The organism is Streptomyces sp. NPDC056734 (assembly GCF_042790455.1).
Lineage (GTDB): Bacteria > Actinomycetota > Actinomycetes > Streptomycetales > Streptomycetaceae > Streptomyces.
Map to the genome: position 1 here is coordinate 14,429 of NZ_JBHTZD010000046.1, position 15,368 is coordinate 29,796.

General features: G+C 70.6%; 17 protein-coding genes. 15 read left to right on the plus strand and 2 right to left on the minus strand.

The features are described from left to right. Nucleotides 1–14: 14 nt before the first annotated feature. The 6 genes from ACFRFC_RS37560 to ACFRFC_RS37585 all read left to right on the plus strand — a co-directional run bounded on the left by ACFRFC_RS37560 (nucleotide 15) and on the right by ACFRFC_RS37585 (nucleotide 6,424). A complete protein-coding gene (locus ACFRFC_RS37560) occupies nucleotides 15–803 on the plus strand; it encodes a cytochrome c biogenesis CcdA family protein (protein WP_382680603.1) in 789 nt (262 codons plus the stop codon). 242 nt (nucleotides 804–1,045) lie between these two features. Next, a complete protein-coding gene (locus tag ACFRFC_RS37565) occupies nucleotides 1,046–2,851 on the plus strand; it encodes a cytochrome c biogenesis protein ResB (RefSeq protein WP_382680242.1) in 1,806 nt (601 codons plus the stop codon). Continuing rightward, a complete protein-coding gene (ccsB, locus tag ACFRFC_RS37570) occupies nucleotides 2,848–3,972 on the plus strand; it encodes a c-type cytochrome biogenesis protein CcsB (protein ID WP_382680243.1) in 1,125 nt (374 codons plus the stop codon). The genes ACFRFC_RS37565 and ccsB overlap by 4 nt, the downstream gene beginning before the upstream one ends. Nucleotides 3,973–4,041: 69 nt before the next feature. After that, nucleotides 4,042–4,416 (plus strand): nuclear transport factor 2 family protein, encoded by a 375-nt coding sequence (locus ACFRFC_RS37575; protein ID WP_382680244.1) that lies wholly within the window; start codon nucleotides 4,042–4,044, stop codon nucleotides 4,414–4,416. Between the two features lie 591 nt (nucleotides 4,417–5,007). Next, a complete protein-coding gene (locus ACFRFC_RS37580) occupies nucleotides 5,008–5,562 on the plus strand; it encodes a hypothetical protein (protein ID WP_382680245.1) in 555 nt (184 codons plus the stop codon). 70 nt (nucleotides 5,563–5,632) lie between these two features. Next, nucleotides 5,633–6,424 (plus strand): CDP-alcohol phosphatidyltransferase family protein, encoded by a 792-nt coding sequence (locus ACFRFC_RS37585; protein WP_382680246.1) that lies wholly within the window; start codon nucleotides 5,633–5,635, stop codon nucleotides 6,422–6,424. A gap of 25 nt (nucleotides 6,425–6,449) precedes the next feature. On the opposite strand, the gene ACFRFC_RS37590 is transcribed toward ACFRFC_RS37585, so the two are convergent. Beyond that, a complete protein-coding gene (locus tag ACFRFC_RS37590) occupies nucleotides 6,450–6,860 on the minus strand; it encodes a PLD nuclease N-terminal domain-containing protein (protein ID WP_382680247.1) in 411 nt (136 codons plus the stop codon). A gap of 89 nt (nucleotides 6,861–6,949) precedes the next feature. On the opposite strand from ACFRFC_RS37590, the gene ACFRFC_RS37595 reads away from it, so the two are divergent. After that, a complete protein-coding gene (locus tag ACFRFC_RS37595; RefSeq protein WP_382680248.1) occupies nucleotides 6,950–8,407 on the plus strand; it encodes a menaquinone biosynthesis decarboxylase in 1,458 nt (485 codons plus the stop codon). Then, nucleotides 8,407–9,309 carry a menaquinone biosynthesis prenyltransferase MqnP gene (mqnP, locus tag ACFRFC_RS37600; RefSeq protein WP_382680249.1) on the plus strand — a complete coding sequence of 301 codons (903 nt, stop codon included), beginning with the start codon at nucleotides 8,407–8,409 and terminating at the stop codon, nucleotides 9,307–9,309. Before ACFRFC_RS37595 ends, mqnP begins: the two co-directional genes overlap by 1 nt. Before the next feature lie 17 nt (nucleotides 9,310–9,326). Here the strand turns inward: mqnP and ACFRFC_RS37605 are convergent, their stop codons facing one another. After that, nucleotides 9,327–9,869, minus strand: coding sequence for a rhomboid family intramembrane serine protease (locus tag ACFRFC_RS37605; protein ID WP_382680604.1), 543 nt, complete (start codon nucleotides 9,867–9,869; stop codon nucleotides 9,327–9,329). Between the two features lie 282 nt (nucleotides 9,870–10,151). On the opposite strand from ACFRFC_RS37605, the gene ACFRFC_RS37610 reads away from it, so the two are divergent. From ACFRFC_RS37610 to ACFRFC_RS37640, 7 genes are all read left to right on the plus strand, one after another. After that, nucleotides 10,152–10,838: a UbiX family flavin prenyltransferase gene (locus tag ACFRFC_RS37610; RefSeq protein WP_382680250.1), complete on the plus strand. Its 687-nt coding sequence runs from the start codon at nucleotides 10,152–10,154 to the stop codon at nucleotides 10,836–10,838. A gap of 154 nt (nucleotides 10,839–10,992) precedes the next feature. Next, nucleotides 10,993–11,448: an Lrp/AsnC family transcriptional regulator gene (locus tag ACFRFC_RS37615; RefSeq protein WP_382680251.1), complete on the plus strand. Its 456-nt coding sequence runs from the start codon at nucleotides 10,993–10,995 to the stop codon at nucleotides 11,446–11,448. A gap of 56 nt (nucleotides 11,449–11,504) precedes the next feature. After that, nucleotides 11,505–12,491: a radical SAM protein gene (locus ACFRFC_RS37620; RefSeq protein ID WP_382680252.1), complete on the plus strand. Its 987-nt coding sequence runs from the start codon at nucleotides 11,505–11,507 to the stop codon at nucleotides 12,489–12,491. Between the two features lie 95 nt (nucleotides 12,492–12,586). Next, entirely contained in the window at nucleotides 12,587–13,141 is a 555-nt protein-coding gene (locus ACFRFC_RS37625) for a GNAT family N-acetyltransferase (protein WP_382680253.1), read from the plus strand. Nucleotides 13,142–13,262: 121 nt separating this feature from the next. Continuing rightward, on the plus strand, nucleotides 13,263–13,556 hold the full coding sequence (locus ACFRFC_RS37630; RefSeq protein WP_382680605.1) for a DUF4229 domain-containing protein: 294 nt from the start codon (nucleotides 13,263–13,265) through the stop codon (nucleotides 13,554–13,556). A gap of 157 nt (nucleotides 13,557–13,713) precedes the next feature. Then, entirely contained in the window at nucleotides 13,714–13,791 is a 78-nt protein-coding gene (locus ACFRFC_RS37635; protein WP_382680606.1) for a putative leader peptide, read from the plus strand. An 86-nt stretch (nucleotides 13,792–13,877) separates the two neighbouring features. After that, nucleotides 13,878–15,218 (plus strand): dicarboxylate/amino acid:cation symporter, encoded by a 1,341-nt coding sequence (locus tag ACFRFC_RS37640; protein ID WP_382680254.1) that lies wholly within the window; start codon nucleotides 13,878–13,880, stop codon nucleotides 15,216–15,218. Nucleotides 15,219–15,368: the final 150 nt, after the last annotated feature.

A 15,368-nucleotide genomic window follows, 5' to 3' on the forward strand; every position in this document is an offset into this window, starting at 1 on the left:
CCGGCCTGCCGGGAATGTCCAGCCTGGCCGCGAGCGGCTCCCTCGACCTCGCCGCCACCACCGGCATCAACGACACCGTCCTCAACGGCGCCCTGCTCGTCGCCCTCCCCATCGCCCTGCTCGGCGGCCTCATCTCCTTCTTCTCCCCCTGCGTCCTCCCGCTGGTCCCCGGCTATCTCTCCTACGTCACCGGAGTCACCGGCACCGATCTCGCCGAGGCCCGCCGGGGGCGGATGGTCGCCGGGGCCTCCCTCTTCGTGCTCGGCTTCACCGCCGTGTTCGTCTCGACCGGCGCGCTGTTCGGGTACTTCGGGCAGACCCTCCAGGAGAACCAGGGCGTTCTCACCAAGATCCTCGGCGTGATCATGATCGTCATGGGCGTCTTCTTCATGGGCCTGATGCCCTGGCTCAGCCGGCGCGAGTTCCGCCTCCACCGGCGGCCCGTCACCGGCCTGGCCGGCGCCCCGCTGCTCGGCGCGCTGTTCGGCGTCGGCTGGACACCCTGCATCGGCCCCACCCTCTCCTCCGTACTGATCCTCTCCTCCGAGCAGGGCAGCGCGGGCCGTGGCGCCATCCTGACCATCGCCTACTGCCTCGGCCTCGGCCTGCCCTTCGTCCTCGCCGCGATCGCCTTCCGCCGGGCCCTCGGCGCCTTCGGCTGGGTCAAGCGCCACTATGTCTGGGTGATGCGGATCGGCGGCATCATGATGATCGCGACCGGCCTGCTCCTGCTGACCGGCGTCTGGGACACCCTCGTCCAGCAGATGCAGACCTGGTCCAACGGCTTCACCGTGGGGATCTGACCGATGAACGACAGCGACCACAGGACAGCACCAGGCGCAGACCCTTCGTCGCCCGCGCCACCTCCGGCGTCCCCGTCGACGGCCCTGAGATGCGGATCCCGTACGACGACCACCGCCCCCGCATCCCGTACGACGACCACCGCACCCGCATCTGATACGACGGTTTCGGCACCGGGGTCCAAAGCCCCGGCCGCCGCACCCCCGGCACCTTTGACCCCGGCCTCTCTGTGGGGAATCGACCGATGAGCGACACCAAGACCGGCGCCTCCGACAAGGCCGCACCCGACCAGCCCAAGAAGGGACAGGCGGCCGAGGACGCCGAACTCGGTGCCGCGGGCAGCCGGCTGTCCACCGCACCCCGCGAGGACGCGCCCAACCTGCCCTCCCTCGGCGTCGTCGGCTGGTTCCGCTGGTTCTGGCGGCAGCTGACCTCGATGCGGGTCGCGCTGCTGCTGCTGCTGCTGCTGTCGCTCGCCGCCGTGCCCGGCTCGCTGATCCCGCAGACCGGCATCGACATCACCCTCGTCGACGACTTCCGCGAGCGGCACACGACGCTCGCGCCGATCTACGACAAGCTCGGCCTCTTCAATGTCTACAGTTCGGTGTGGTTCTCGGCGATCTACCTCCTGCTGTTCGTCTCCCTCATCGGCTGTATCGTCCCGCGCACCTGGCAGTTCGTCGGCCAGCTGCGCAGCCGCCCGCCGGGCGCCCCCAAGCGGCTCACCCGGCTGCCCGCCTACACCACCTGGCGCACCGAGGCCGCCCCGGAGGAGGTCCGCGAGGCCGCGCTCGGGGTGCTCAAGCGCAGCCGCTTCCGGGCCCATGCCGCCGGGGACGCCATCGCCGGTGAGAAGGGCTATCTGCGGGAACTGGGCAATCTGGCCTTCCATATCGCGCTGGTCGTGATGCTGATCGCCTTCGCCTGGGGCCAGCTGTTCAAGTCCGAGGGCAACAAGCTGGTCCTGGAGGGCGACGGGTTCGCCAACACCCTCACCCAGTACGACGACTTCAAGTCCGGCAACCTCTTCAGCCAGGACGACCTGGACCCCTTCAGCTTCACCCTCAACGACTTCCGCGCCACCTACGAGCCCACCGGCCCCAACCGCGGTACCCCCCGCACCTACGAGGCGACCCTCACCTACAGCGTCGGCGCCTATGGCGCGGAACAGACCAGGACCATCAAGGTCAATGAGCCGCTGGCGATCGGCGACTCCAAGGTCTACCTGGTCAGCCACGGCTACGCGCCGATCGTGACCGTCCGCGACGGTGAGGGCAAGGTCGTCATGGACAAGGAGCCCGTGGCCCTGCTGCCGCTCGACGGCTTTGTCACCTCCTCCGGCGCGATCAAGGTCATGGACGGCTACCGCAACGCCGACGGCGAGCGGGAACAGCTCGGCTTCAACGCCTTCTTCGTGCCCACCTACGCCGGTGAGGGCCAGGGCACGATGGTCTCCCAGTTCCCGGCGCTGCTGGATCCGCGCCTGGCGCTGTCCGCCTACCACGGCGACCTCGGTGTGGACTCGGGCATCCCGCAGAGCATCTACCGGCTCGACCAGACCAACATGGAGGAGTTCAAGGACTCCGAGGGCGAGCTGTTCAAGCAGAGTCTGGCGCTCGGCGACACCATGACGCTGCCGGACGGGGCCGGTTCGGTCACCTTCGAGGGCGTCCAGGAGTGGGCCGGTTTCCAGATCGCCCAGCAGCCCGGCAGCGGCTGGGCCCTGGGCGGATCCATCGCCGCCATCTTCGGCCTCGCCGCCTCCCTGTTCGTCCAGCGCCGCCGGGTGTGGGTGCGGGCGGTGCGGGGGGCCGACGGTGTCACCGTCGTGGAGATGGCCGGGCTCGGCCGCAGCGAGTCCGCCAAGGTACCGGAGGAACTCGGCCAACTGGCCGACCAGCTGTACGACAAGGCCCCGGGCGCCCCTGAACCCGACCCGGATTCCGACGCCACCCCCGAACCCACCCCGACCCGCACCCCCACGCCCACCCCCACGCCCACCCCCGACTCCCACGACCCCGCCGTACCTGCCGAAGGGGCTGAGAAGTGACGCTCGCCGCCGCGACCAACGAGAACCTCGCGAGCATCAGCAACACGCTGATCTACTCCGCGATGGCCGTCTACACCCTGGCCTTCTTCGCCTATATCGCCGAGTGGCTTCTCGGCAGCCGCAGCAAGGTCGGCCGCACGGCCGCCGCGCTCACCGCCGGGGGCGCCGCCAAGGGCGCCACCAAGTCCGCGGCACCCGCCGTCACCGTGCGCAAGGCCGGTGGGACCGCCGTGCTGGAGCGGCCCAAGGTCGTCGTACGGGCGGCGGCCGGTGCGCGGGACGTGCCGGACGGGCCGGGCGCCCACGGGGGCAGCGAGAAGGGCGATCTCTGGGGGCGGATCGCCATCTCGCTCACCGTCGTCGCCTTCCTCGTGGAGTTCGGCGGGGTGCTCACCCGCGCGCTGTCCGTGCAGCGGGCGCCGTGGGGCAACATGTACGAGTTCAACATCACCTTCTCCACCGTGGCCGTCGGGGTCTATCTGCTGCTGCTCGCCCTCAAGCAGAACGTGCGCTGGCTGGGTCTCTTCCTGACCACCGTCGTCCTCCTCGATCTCGGTCTCGCCGTCACGGTCCTGTACACCGCCAGTGACCAATTGGTTCCCGCTCTTCACTCCTACTGGCTGTACATCCACGTCTCGACCGCGATCCTGTGCGGCGCGGTGTTCTACGTCGGCGCGGTCGCCACCGTGCTCTATCTCTTCCGCGACTCCCACGAGGCGAAGCTGGCCCGCGGCGGTACCCCCGGCCGCTTCGCCAGCTCCTTCCTTGACCGGCTGCCCGCCGCCGCCTCCCTCGACAAGTTCGCCTACCGCGTCAACGCCGCCGTGTTCCCGCTGTGGACGTTCACGATCATCGCGGGCGCGATCTGGGCCGGTGACGCCTGGGGCCGCTACTGGGGCTGGGACCCCAAGGAGACCTGGTCCTTCATCACCTGGGTCGCCTACGCCGGCTATCTGCACGCCCGCGCCACCGCCGGCTGGAAGGGCCGCAAGGCCGCCTACCTCGCCCTGATCGCCTTCGCCTGCTGGCTGTTCAACTACTACGGCGTCAATATCTTCGTCTCCGGCAAGCACTCCTACGCGGACGTGAGCCTCGGGGCGCTCCAGGCGATCGGCTTCTGACGGTCGCCCCGTTTTCCGGCCGCGGAAGGCGACCGGTGTTCGTCGGAGGCGGCTGGTCATACTGAAGGCATGCAGGAAGAGACCGCCCAGTTCGCGATCGACACGTTCCTCTCCGCCTTCAACGCCTCCGACGACAGCTATGTGACCGGCCTGCTCGCCCAGGCGCTGACCCCGGACGTGACCCTGTGGGGTCCGCTGGGCCGCAGCGAGGGCATCGAGGCCGTCGAGCGGTTCGTGCTGGACATCCGCAACCACCCGGCGGGCACCGGCACCATGATCCGCGCCTCCGGGGTGGACATGCCCGACGAATGGGCCCGCTACCGATGGGTCTTCACCACCCCGGCCGGCGGCCCCCGCCTGACCGGCACGGACGTCGTACACCTGCGCCGCAATCAGATCGACCAGATCGTGGTGTTCGCCGGGGAGATAAAACCAACGGCGTGAACCGGCCTCCGACGCCCAGCTACCTGTCCCCGGCCCCCGTCTTCCGGCGGCCCGCCACCGGCCTCCGGCCATCAGCGGCCCGCCTCGGGTTTCCGGCCTCCGGCGCCTGGCTTCCTGTCCCCGGCCTCCGGCCGCCAGCTGCCCGCCTCTGGCCGCCGTCTTCCGGTTGTCCGCCACTGGCTGCCCGTCACCGGCCTGGCCATCGGCTGCCCGCCACCGGCTACTGGCGACCGGCGGCCTGCCTCGGGTTTCCGGCCTCCGGCGCCCGGCTTCCTGTCCCCGGCCTTCCGGCCGCCAGCTCCCCGCCACCAGCCACCGCCTTCCGTCTGCCCGCCACCGGCCGTCGGCTAGCCCGGTTCGGCCGACCAATGGCCACTGGCGACCGGCCGCCTGCCTCGGGCTTCCGGCAGCCCGCCTCCGGCCTCCAGCCACCGGCTGCCCGCCTCTCCGGTCCCCTCCCACGGGCCACCCGCAACCAGCCGTCGGCCCCGGGCGCATGAGCCGCACCGCCCCCACCCGACCGCACATCAAAACCCCAGGTCAACAGCCTTACAGTGGGCGGAATCGCAATCCAAGCGGCACGCTGTAGTAATGACCGGACCCACCGAGCAGGGCAGCGGCCAGCCCCCGGACCAGCCCCACACCCCGCCTCACCACCAGCCCCCCGACCAGCCCCGCACCCCTCCCCTCAGCCAGCCGCAGGAGCAGCCCCACACTGCGCCCCCGGACCAGCCCCACAGCCAGACCCCCACCCCGCCCCGCCGCCACCACCAGCGAAACACCCACATCCTCCACTTCCTGGTCCGCCTCCCGCGCCCCATGGAAAGCGTCTGGCCCGCCCTGGCCACCGCCGAGGGGCTCGGCGCCTGGTTCACCGACGTCGAGGTCCTCGAACCCCGCCTCGGTGGCGCGGTCGCCCTGCGCGGGCTCGGCGGCGGCCGGGTGACCGCCTGGGACGTGGACCGGGTCGCCGAGTACACGGTCGAGCCCGGCGGCCGGCTCCGCTTCCATCTGGAGCGGGACGGCGCCACCGCGAGCACCCTGCGCTTCACCCACGAGTTCCGCGGCGAGCGGGAGTCCGAGCAACGCTGGCGGGCCCGGTTCGAGCGGCTCGTCGCGCTGCCGGAGGCGCCGGGGGCGAGCTGACGGGGCCTCGGTAACCTGTGCCGATCACCGCTGCGTCAAGGGCAGTTGGGATCGGCGAAAGGAATCGTTCATGACTGCCCCCGCTCCCGCCCTCGCCCCGGCCCCGGCCCTGGAGGACCTCCGCGAGGTCTGCCAGCCGCAGGCCAAGCTGGCCAGCCGCAACGGTGAGCACTGGGCGGGACGGCTCTACATGCGCCGTCTGTCGCTGCGCCTGACCCGGCAGCTGGTGCGCACCCCCATCACCCCGGACCAGCTGACCTGGACGATGGTGTGGTGCGGCATCGCCTCCGGCGCGGCGCTGCTGATCCCCGGGCTGACCGGCGCGGTCCTCGCGGTCGTCCTCATGCAGCTGTTCCTCCTCTTCGACTGCGTCGACGGAGAGGTGGCCCGCTGGAAGGGGCAGAACAGCGCGACCGGCATCTACGTCGACCGGCTGGGCGCCTATCTCGCGGACGCGGCGCTGATGGTCGGCGTGGGTCTGCGGGCCGCCGAATCCGGGCTGGACGCCTGGGTGTGCCTGGGCCTGGCCACCGCGCTCGGCGTGGTGCTGCTGAAGGCGTCCACCGACCTGGTGGACGTGGCCCGCGCCCGCCGGGGGCTCACGGCCGTCGCCGACGACGAGGCCACCCGCCCCCGCTCCCAGGGTGTGGCCACGGCCCGCCGACTGGCCGCCGCGTTCAAGCTGCACCGCGTCACGAACGGCATCGAGGCGTCCCTGGTCCTGCTCGCGGCGGCGGTCGTGGACCTCGCCCTCGGCGGTTTGGACGCCACCCGCTGGGCCCTGCTGGCCATCGCCGCCATCACCTGGGTGATGGTCCCGGCCCACCTGCTGTCGATCCTGTCGTCATCGCGTCTGCGGTGACTCAGGCACGGACACGCCCGGGGCGTCACACGCCCTTGGGGTCCTCGCCCTTGTCGCCGTCCCGCTCGCCGTCGTTCCCGGAATTCTCTGGGCTCCCGGCGTTCCCGGGGTTCTCGTCGCTCGCGTCGCTCTCGCCGGCGTCCTCGCGGCGCTGACTGTCGTCCGACAGGGACTTCAAGAACTCCGGATTGTCGTCCGGCGCGACGAACCGGGACCGGCCGCCGGAGCGGACCGAGGACCAGCCGTCGGCGGCGGGGGAGCGCTTCTTGCCCGCGATCAGCCAGGAGACCGACCCGACCAGCGGGAACACCAGAACGAGGATCGCCCAGAGCGGCTTGGGCATGTGCCGGATGTCCTCGTCCTTCGTACTGATGCAGTCGATGAACGTGTAGACGCTCAGCGCCAGCGGCACGAGAAACATCAGCAGCCTGAGCATGTGGCGACAGCCTCCCGGTACGCGGTGGAGGGCGGCTCGGACCGGCCCCGTGACGGGGCCAGGGTAACCGCTCGGGGATACTGGGCCCCATGGCTTACGACGATCTTCGCTCCCTGCTCAGGGCACTGGAGCGCGAAGGTGACCTCAAGCGCGTCAAGGTCGAGGTCGATCCGCATCTGGAGGTCGGTGAGATCGTCGACCGGGTGCAGAAGTCCGGTGGCCCGGCGCTCCTCTTCGAGAAGGTGAAGGGCTCCTCGATGCCCCTCGCCATGAATGTCTTCGGGACCGACCGGCGGCTGCTGAAGGCGCTGGGGCTGAAGTCGTACGGCGAGATCGGCGAGCGGATCGGCGGGCTGCTGCGGCCCGAACTGCCGCACGGGTTCGTCGGCGTGCGCGAGGCGTTCGGGAAGCTCGGCGCGATGGCACACGTACCGCCGAAGAAGGTCAAGTCCGACAACGCGCCCGTGCAGGAGGTCGTCCTGCACGGCGATGACGTGGACCTGGAGCAGCTCCCGGCGCTGTTCACCTGGCCGCAGGACGGCGGCTCCTTCTTCAACCTCGGTCTGACGCACACCAAGGACCCGGAGTCCGGCGTCCGCAACCTCGGCCTGTACCGCCTCCAGCGCCACGACAAGCGCAGGATCGGCATGCACTGGCAGATCCACAAGGACAGCCGCAACCACTACCAGGTCGCCGCCCGCCGGGGCGAACGCCTGCCGGTCGCCATCGCCTTCGGCTGCCCGCCCGCCGTGACCTACGCGTCCACCGCCCCGCTCCCCGGCGACATCGACGAGTATCTGTTCGCCGGATTCCTCGCGGGCAAGCGGACCGAGATGGTCGACTGCAAGACCGTGCCGCTCCAGGTGCCGGCGCAGGCGGAGGTCGTCCTGGAGGGCTGGCTGGAGCCGGGCGAGATGCTGCCGGAAGGCCCCTTCGGCGACCACACCGGCTTCTACACCCCGCAGGAACCCTTCCCCGCGCTGACGATCGACTGCGTCACGATGCGCAAGCGCCCGCTGCTCCAGTCCATCGTCGTCGGCCGCCCCCCGACGGAGGACGGCCCGCTGGGCCGGGCGACGGAGCGTTTCTTCCTCCCCCTGCTGAAGATCATCGTCCCGGACATCGTGGACTACCACCTCCCCGAGGCGGGCGGCTTCCACAACTGCGCGATCGTCTCGATCGACAAGAAGTACCCCAAACACGCGCAGAAGGTGATGCACGCGATCTGGGGGGCGCACATGATGTCCCTGACCAAGCTGATCGTGGTCGTGGACAGCGACTGCGATGTGCACGATCTGCACGAGGTCGCGTGGCGGGCCCTCGGCAACACCGACTACGCCCGTGACCTCTCGGTCGTGGAGGGCCCCGTCGATCATCTGGACCATGCCTCCTACCAGCAGTTCTGGGGCGGCAAGGCGGGTATCGACGCGACGAGGAAGTGGCCCGAGGAGGGCTACACCAGGGACGGCGGCTGGCCCGACATGGTGGTGTCGGACCCGGCCACGGCGGCGACGGTCGACCGCCGGTGGAAGGAGTACGGCCTGTGATGAGCAGCGCGTCCGCCGCGATCCCCCAGCCGGGACGGACCAGAGCGTTCCTCCGGCTGGTGATGATCGAGCACTCGGTCTTCGCGCTGCCCTTCGCCTACATCGCCGCCCTGACCGCGATGTACGAGTGGGACGGGAACATCCACTGGGCCCGGCTGCTCCTGGTCACCATCTGCATGGTGGGCCTGCGCACCTTCGCGATGGCCGTCAACCGGATCATCGACCGCGAGATCGACGCCCGGAACCCACGCACGGCCCACCGCGAACTGGTCACCGGCGCGATGTCCGTACGCCACGCCTCGACCGGCGCGCTCATCGCCCTGGTGATCTTCCTGGGCGCGGCGGCGCTGCTGAACCCCCTCTGTCTGGCGCTGGCCCCCATCGCGGTCGTCCCGATGGTCGTCTACCCCTACGGCAAGCGCTTCACGAACTTCCCCCAGGCGATCCTCGGCCTCGCCCAGGCCATGGGCCCGATCGGCGGCTGGCTGGCGATCACCGGCACCTGGTCCTGGGACGCGGTCATCCTGGGCCTCGCCGTCGGCATCTGGATCGGCGGCTTCGACCTGATCTACGCCTGCCAGGACGTCGAGACCGACCGCGAGGTCGGCGTGATGTCGGTCCCGGCCCGCTTCGGCATCCCGGCGGCGATCTGGGCCGCCCGCGTCTGCCACGCCCTCACCACCGCCCTGTTCGCCTGGTACGCCGTCGCCACCGACGCCGGTGCCTTCTTCTGGCTCGGCCTCCTGATCGTCGCGGGCGCCTTCCTCTACGAACACTCCATCGTCCGCCCCCACGACCTCTCCCGCCTGAACCGCGCCTTCTTCAGCGTCAACGGCTTCATCGGCATTGCCCTGTTCGTGTGCGCGCTGCTGGATCTGCTGGTGCGGGGTCTGACCGTATAGGCGCGGTGCGCGTCCGCTCAGCCCTGAACCCCACCCGGCAGGGCCCGGCGTCTGCGCAGCACGAACGCCGCCGTCACCCCCGCTATCAGCCCGATCAGATGCCCCTGCCAGCTGATCCCGGACTGCGGGACCAGGCCCGACAGGAAGGTGCCGCCCCAGATGGCGGCGATGAGGACGCCGCCCAGGATGCCGAGCGGGCGGCGCTCCACGAAGCCGGTGACGACGAGGTAGCCGAAGAGGCCGAAGATCAGGCCCGACGCGCCGGCCGTGTTGGTGCCGGCCGGGGCCACCAGCCAGACCCCGAGGCCGTCGGCCACGATGATCAGGGCGCAGACGGCCAGGAACCGGCGTATCCCGCTCAGGGCGGCCAGGAAGCCGAGGACCAGCAGCGGCAGCGTGTTGGCCGCCAGATGGCCGAAGCCGAAGTGGATGAAGGACGCCGGGATCACATCGATCAGCTCGGACGGCGTACGCGGCACGATCCCGAAGCTGTCCAGCTCATGGCCGGTGGCCACGTCGATCACTTCCAGGAGCCACAGCAGGGCCACCCAGGCCAGCATCAGCTTGGCCGCCGCCCACACCCGGGCCCTGCCGCCCCCGCGCCCGCCGGTGTCCGTGCCGAAACGCCGCCCGAAGCCCTGTCCGTATCCCGGCCCGTGCCCCTGCCCGTAGCCCGGTCCCTTCGATCCGCTCGGCCCGCTCGGCCCGTTTGATCCGACGTCCGCCATGGCACCCCCCCGCGACTGGTTCGTCCCTTCAAGGAACGCCCCGGACCCCTTGGCCGGTTCCCGCCCCGCCGGGCCGGATATTCCCACCCCCTCGGGCCGGATAGGCTCGGAGGCGTGAACCCAGTCAAGCCAGGAGAGACGCCCCGTGCGCCTTGGATCGTGGGGGTGTCCGGCGCTTCGGGCACCCCATACGCCGCCGCCGTGCTCCGCGCGCTCCTCGCGGCGGGGGAGCGGGTCGACCTGATCGTCTCCCGCGCCTCCCGGCTGACCCTGCTCGACGAGACCGGCCTCCCCTTCCGCGACGCCCACTGGCAGGGCGACCTGCGCGAATGGCTGTCCCGGGGCGCCGACGGCAAGCCCGGCACCTTCGCCGTCGACCTCGGCGGCGTCCGCTACTGGAGCGCCGGGGACCTGGCCGCCGGGCCGTCCTCGGGGTCGTACCGCACCCAGGGGATGCTCATCGTGCCGGCCTCCACGGCCTGCGTCGCCGGTGTCGCCCTCGGGCTCTCCAAGGATCTGCTCCAGCGCGCGGCGAGTGTCACCCTCAAGGAGCGCCGCCCGCTGGTCGTCGCCGTACGGGAGACCCCGCTGAACGGGCAGACCCTGCGCCACCTCGTCACACTGGACGACGCGGGGGCGTCGGTCGTCCCCACCTCGCCCGCCTTCTACGCGGGCGCCACCCACATCCAGGACCTGGTGGACTTCGTCGCCGGCCGGATCCTGGACGCGGCGGGCGTCCCCCACTCGCTCTACCGCCGATGGACCGGCGAACTGGGCGGCGGAGGACAGGGCAGCGGCTGAGCCCGTAGCCCGAGTCAGCCCCGAATCAGTCCGAGCCAGCCCGAGCCAGCCCCGAATCAGCTCTGAATCCCCTGCACTCACCCCCCTCGCCCCCCTCCCCCCCCTCAATCCCCTCATTTCTCTTCTGTTCTCTTCAGTGGAAGGCTTCGATCGCATGGACGCCGTGGACAGGCAGCTCATCCAGGCCCTGAGGGAGAACGGCCGGGCCTCGTACGCCGAGCTGGGCCGTCTCGTGGGTCTGTCGGGCCCCAGCGTCACCGACCGCATCAACCGGCTGGAGGCGGCCGGGGTCATCACCGGCTACCGGGCCACCGTGGACGCCGTCTCGCTCGGACTCGGTGTCATCGCCCTCATCGGCATCTCGCTCTCCGACGCCGCCGACCACGAGGACGTGGCCCGGCGGATGAAGGATCTGCCGGAGATCGAGGACTGCTGGTTCATCGCCGGTGACGACTCCTTCATGCTCAAGGTGCGCGCCACCGACGTGGACGGCCTGGAGAAGATCATCCGCCGGCTCAGCGGCACCAAGGGCGTCTCCCGTACGCGTACCACCATCGTGCTCTCCACCAAGTGGGAGAACCGGGTCGGGGAGTTGCCCGAGGAGGTCTGAGGCCCCGCGCGAGCGGGGGGTACGGTTGGCCGAGTTGTCGGAGAAAGGGCATACGCATGGACGCCGGGCTCAAGCGGGAGCTGGGGGAGAAGGTCCGCTCCGGTGAGCGGCTGACCCACGAGGACGGCCGCGCGCTCTACGCGGCGGACGACCTGGCCTGGCTCGGCGGCCTGGCCCACGAGGTCCGCACCCGCCACCACGGCGACCGCGTGCACTTCGCCGCGACCCGGCACCTCGACACGACCGTCGTGGCGGCCTCGCGACGTGCCGGGGAGCTGGCCGGCGAGGGGCTCACCGAGCTGTACCTCACCAGCGGCCCCGACCCCGACCCCGACCTGCCCTGGGACGAGCGCGTCCGCTCGCTGCGCGAGCTGACGGCCGCCCTGCCGGACGTCTCGCTGCACGCGTTCACCGCCACCGGCATCCAGCACGCCGAGACCCTCTCCGGGCGGCCCGCCGCCCAGCTCCTGGACGAGCTGATCGATGCCGGGCTCGCCTCGCTGACCGGCGGTGCCGGGACCCTCGGCTGGGCGGACTGGTCCCGCATCCAGCGACTGGCCCACGCCAAGGGCCTGAAGACCCCGTGCACCGTGCTCCACGGCGAGACCGAGGACCCCGGTCACAAGGTCGCCCAGGCGCTGCGGCTGCGGGAACTCCAGGACGAGACCGGCGGCTTCCAGACCGTCGTACCGCTGCCCGCCCCGCTCTCCGGAGCCCGTACGGCCACCCCGCTGGAGACCCTCAAGACGTTCGCCGTCTCCCGTCTCCTGCTCGACAACGTCCCGCACCTCAAGGTCCGCCTTCCGATGTACGGCGTACAGACCGCCCAGCTCGCCCTCCAGCACGGCGCCGACGACATCGACGCCGCCCCCGGTGCCGGCGGCTCACCGGCCGAGCCCCCGCTCACCCGCGAGGACCTCCTCGACCTGATCCGCGACGCGGGTTTCCGCCCGGCGGAGCGCACCGCGCGCTACACGCTCGTCCAGGAGTACGAGGGCCCGGACCCGGCCCGCCGAGAGGCCCCGCAGCCGATGCGGCTGTGAACCACGGAATCACCGGAATCACCGGAATCACCGGATCACCGGAAGCACCGGAGCCGCACGCCCCGCACCACACGAGACGGATCACCCCCCGCCCCATGTCCATCCCCACCTCCACCCCCACCCCCACCCCCCTCACCTTCACCCTCGACCCCGCCGTGGACCCCGCCCTGCGGGACGGCATCCTCGATCTGTGGGCGGACGTGTCCAACGCCGGGGGAGCCGTCGGTTTCGTGCCGCCGGTCGACCGGGAGGCGATCCGCCCCGAGCTGGTGAGGCAGTTCGCGGCGATGACCGAGGGGCGGGCCCGGCTCCTCGTCGGGCATGACAGGGAAGGCCGGGTCGCCGCCTCCGCGTTCCTCACCTTCAACAGCCACCGTCTGATGACCCACTGGATCTGGCTCTACACGGTGATGGTGCACCCGCGTCACCAAGGCGCGGGCCACGGCCGGGACCTGCTGGCCGAAGCCGCCCGCGCGGCCCGCCGGTTCGACGGCATCGAGGCGATCCGGCTCGCCTGCCGGAGCGGACTCGGCCTGGAGCGGTTCTACGGCTCGTGCGGCTACAAGGAGGTCGGCCGGATACCCGGCGCGATCCGGGTGGCCCCCGGCGACGACCGCGATGACGTCATCATGCTGCTGCCGCTCACCTGACCTCGTACCGCACCCGCTTCCCGGACCTCACCGATGGCGTGCTTCACTGGACGGTGTCCCAATGGGGACATTCGTGCCGCCCGCGCCGCGGGGCCTCCAGGAAACGGAAGAGTGGATAGAGATGCTCCGCTACACGCTGATGCGCCTCGGGATCTTCGTGGCCTGCCTCGTGGTCGTCTGGGGTCTCGTCTACTCCGGTGTCGCCCCGCGCGGCCTCGGCGAGTCAAACGGTATGTGGGTCGTCCTGCTCGCGCTGGTGATCTCGGCGCCGATCAGCTTCGTGGTGCTGCGCAAGGAGCGGGACCGCGCCTCGGTCGGGATCGTGAACCGGGTCGACAAGATGAAGGCCAACCTGGACGCCAACCGCACCCAGGAGGACGACGCCGACGACGCCGCCCGCGCGCAGACCTCGTAGCGGCACAACCGTACGTTCATACCCGCGCACCCCGGACCACCCGGGGTGCTTTGCTTTGTAGGGGTATATGGCGTGTTGTACCTCTCAAAGAAAGGCTTTGAGGATCTCAAAGGACGGGTGTTACGGTCTAGACATGAAGTCCGCCGCCGAGTCCGTCATGCCTCCGAGCGTTCCGCTCGTCGAGCGCCTGCATGTGGACCTCTGCCGGTGCGCCTCCGCCGGCTGTCGTCACTGACAACGTTCTCCCGGCCCATCCCCTTCAGGGCCCCGCCAGTTCAGCGCCGGCACTTCCCCGTCCCCGTTTGCGCATCCCCCCGGAGCATGTCCGTGTCCGAAAACACGAATTCCCTCAAGCTGCCCGCAAGAGAGCGCTTTCGAGCGCCCTTCCGAGTGCCCTTCTGGGCCCAGATCATCATCGGTCTCGCGCTGGGCGTCCTGCTCGGCTGGATAGCCAGGACGTACGACGTCTCCTGGCTGGTGACCACGCTCGACAAGGTCGGCGGCATCTTCATCGGGCTGCTGAAGCTCGCCGTCGCCCCGCTCGTCTTCTTCGCGATCCTGGTCTCGATCACCAATCTGCGCAAGGTCAACAACGCCGCCCGGCTGGCCTCCCGCACCCTGCTCTGGTTCATGATCACCTCGCTGATCGCGGTGGCCATCGGCATCGTCATCGGCCTGGTCACCAACCCCGGTTCGGGCACCGGCCTGACCCCGGCGGACGGCGCCGCGCCCGAGTACCGGGGCTCCTGGCTCGACTTCCTGACGGGCATCATCCCGACGGACGTCATCACGCCGTTCACCGAGCTGAACGTGCTCCAGATCGTCTTCATGGCCGCCGTCGCCGGTATCGCCGCCCTGCAACTCGGGGAGAAGGCCCAGCCGATCCTCACCCTCAGCGAGTCCGTCCTGGAGCTGCTCCAGAAGGCCCTGTGGTGGGTCATCCGGCTCGCCCCGCTCGGCACGGTCGGCCTGATCGGCAACGCCATCGCCACCTACGGCTGGGACCTGCTCGGCAAGTACGCCACCTTCACCGCCGACATCTACGTCGGCTGCGCGATCGTCCTCTTCATCGTCTACCCGGTGCTGCTCGCCACCGTCGCCAAGGTCAACCCGCTCCAGTTCTTCAAGGGTGCCTGGCCCGCGCTCCAGCTGGCGTTCGTCTCCCGCTCCTCGGTCGGCACCATGCCGGTGACCCAGAAGGTGACCGAGCGGCTCGGGGTGCCGAAGGAGTACACGTCCTTCGCGGTGCCGTTCGGCGCCACCACCAAGATGGACGGCTGCGCCGCGATCTACCCGGCCATCGCCGCGATCTTCGTCGCCCAGATCTTCGACATCCAGCTCGGCGTCGGCGACTACCTGCTGATCGCGTTCGTCTCCGTCGTCGGCTCCGCCGCCACGGCCGGTCTGACCGGCGCGACCGTCATGCTGACGCTCACCCTGTCCACGCTCGGCCTGCCCATGGAGGGCGTCGGTCTGCTCCTCGCGATCGACCCGATCCTCGACATGATCCGCACCGCGACCAACGTCGCCGGACAGGCCCTGGTCCCGGTCCTGGTCTCCGCCCGAGAGGGCATCCTCGACCGCGACGCCTACGACAAGGCGGGCGGCTCCCTGGTGGACGAGCCGGCACAGGACCAGCGAAAGGTACCGGTCCCGGCCTGACCCCTGCCCCCTTCACCCCTTCTCCTGCCAAGGAATCCCGGCCCCGGGGCCGTCCGCGAGTCGTGCGGACGGCCCCCCGGGCCGGGGGGGGCCCCCCCCCCCCCCCCCCCACCCGTCTCGGAAAAAAAAAGTTCGCAGGCCACCAAAACA

Excerpts from the sequence above, each read along its gene's own strand:
- ACFRFC_RS37560 (WP_382680603.1), top strand. The coding sequence starts at position 15 with ATGTCCAGCCTGGCCGCGAGCGGCTCCCTCGACCTCGCCGCCACCACC.
- ACFRFC_RS37565 (WP_382680242.1), top strand. The coding sequence starts at position 1,046 with ATGAGCGACACCAAGACCGGCGCCTCCGACAAGGCCGCACCCGACCAG.
- ACFRFC_RS37575 (WP_382680244.1), top strand. The coding sequence starts at position 4,042 with ATGCAGGAAGAGACCGCCCAGTTCGCGATCGACACGTTCCTCTCCGCC.
- ACFRFC_RS37580 (WP_382680245.1), top strand. The coding sequence starts at position 5,008 with ATGACCGGACCCACCGAGCAGGGCAGCGGCCAGCCCCCGGACCAGCCC.
- ACFRFC_RS37585 (WP_382680246.1), top strand. The coding sequence starts at position 5,633 with ATGACTGCCCCCGCTCCCGCCCTCGCCCCGGCCCCGGCCCTGGAGGAC.
- ACFRFC_RS37590 (WP_382680247.1), bottom strand. The coding sequence starts at position 6,860 with ATGCTCAGGCTGCTGATGTTTCTCGTGCCGCTGGCGCTGAGCGTCTAC.
- ACFRFC_RS37595 (WP_382680248.1), top strand. The coding sequence starts at position 6,950 with ATGGCTTACGACGATCTTCGCTCCCTGCTCAGGGCACTGGAGCGCGAA.
- mqnP (WP_382680249.1), top strand. The coding sequence starts at position 8,407 with ATGAGCAGCGCGTCCGCCGCGATCCCCCAGCCGGGACGGACCAGAGCG.
- ACFRFC_RS37605 (WP_382680604.1), bottom strand. The coding sequence starts at position 9,869 with ATGCTGGCCTGGGTGGCCCTGCTGTGGCTCCTGGAAGTGATCGACGTG.
- ACFRFC_RS37615 (WP_382680251.1), top strand. The coding sequence starts at position 10,993 with ATGGACGCCGTGGACAGGCAGCTCATCCAGGCCCTGAGGGAGAACGGC.
- ACFRFC_RS37620 (WP_382680252.1), top strand. The coding sequence starts at position 11,505 with ATGGACGCCGGGCTCAAGCGGGAGCTGGGGGAGAAGGTCCGCTCCGGT.
- ACFRFC_RS37625 (WP_382680253.1), top strand. The coding sequence starts at position 12,587 with ATGTCCATCCCCACCTCCACCCCCACCCCCACCCCCCTCACCTTCACC.
- ACFRFC_RS37630 (WP_382680605.1), top strand. The coding sequence starts at position 13,263 with ATGCTCCGCTACACGCTGATGCGCCTCGGGATCTTCGTGGCCTGCCTC.
- ACFRFC_RS37635 (WP_382680606.1), top strand. The coding sequence starts at position 13,714 with ATGCCTCCGAGCGTTCCGCTCGTCGAGCGCCTGCATGTGGACCTCTGC.
- ACFRFC_RS37640 (WP_382680254.1), top strand. The coding sequence starts at position 13,878 with ATGTCCGTGTCCGAAAACACGAATTCCCTCAAGCTGCCCGCAAGAGAG.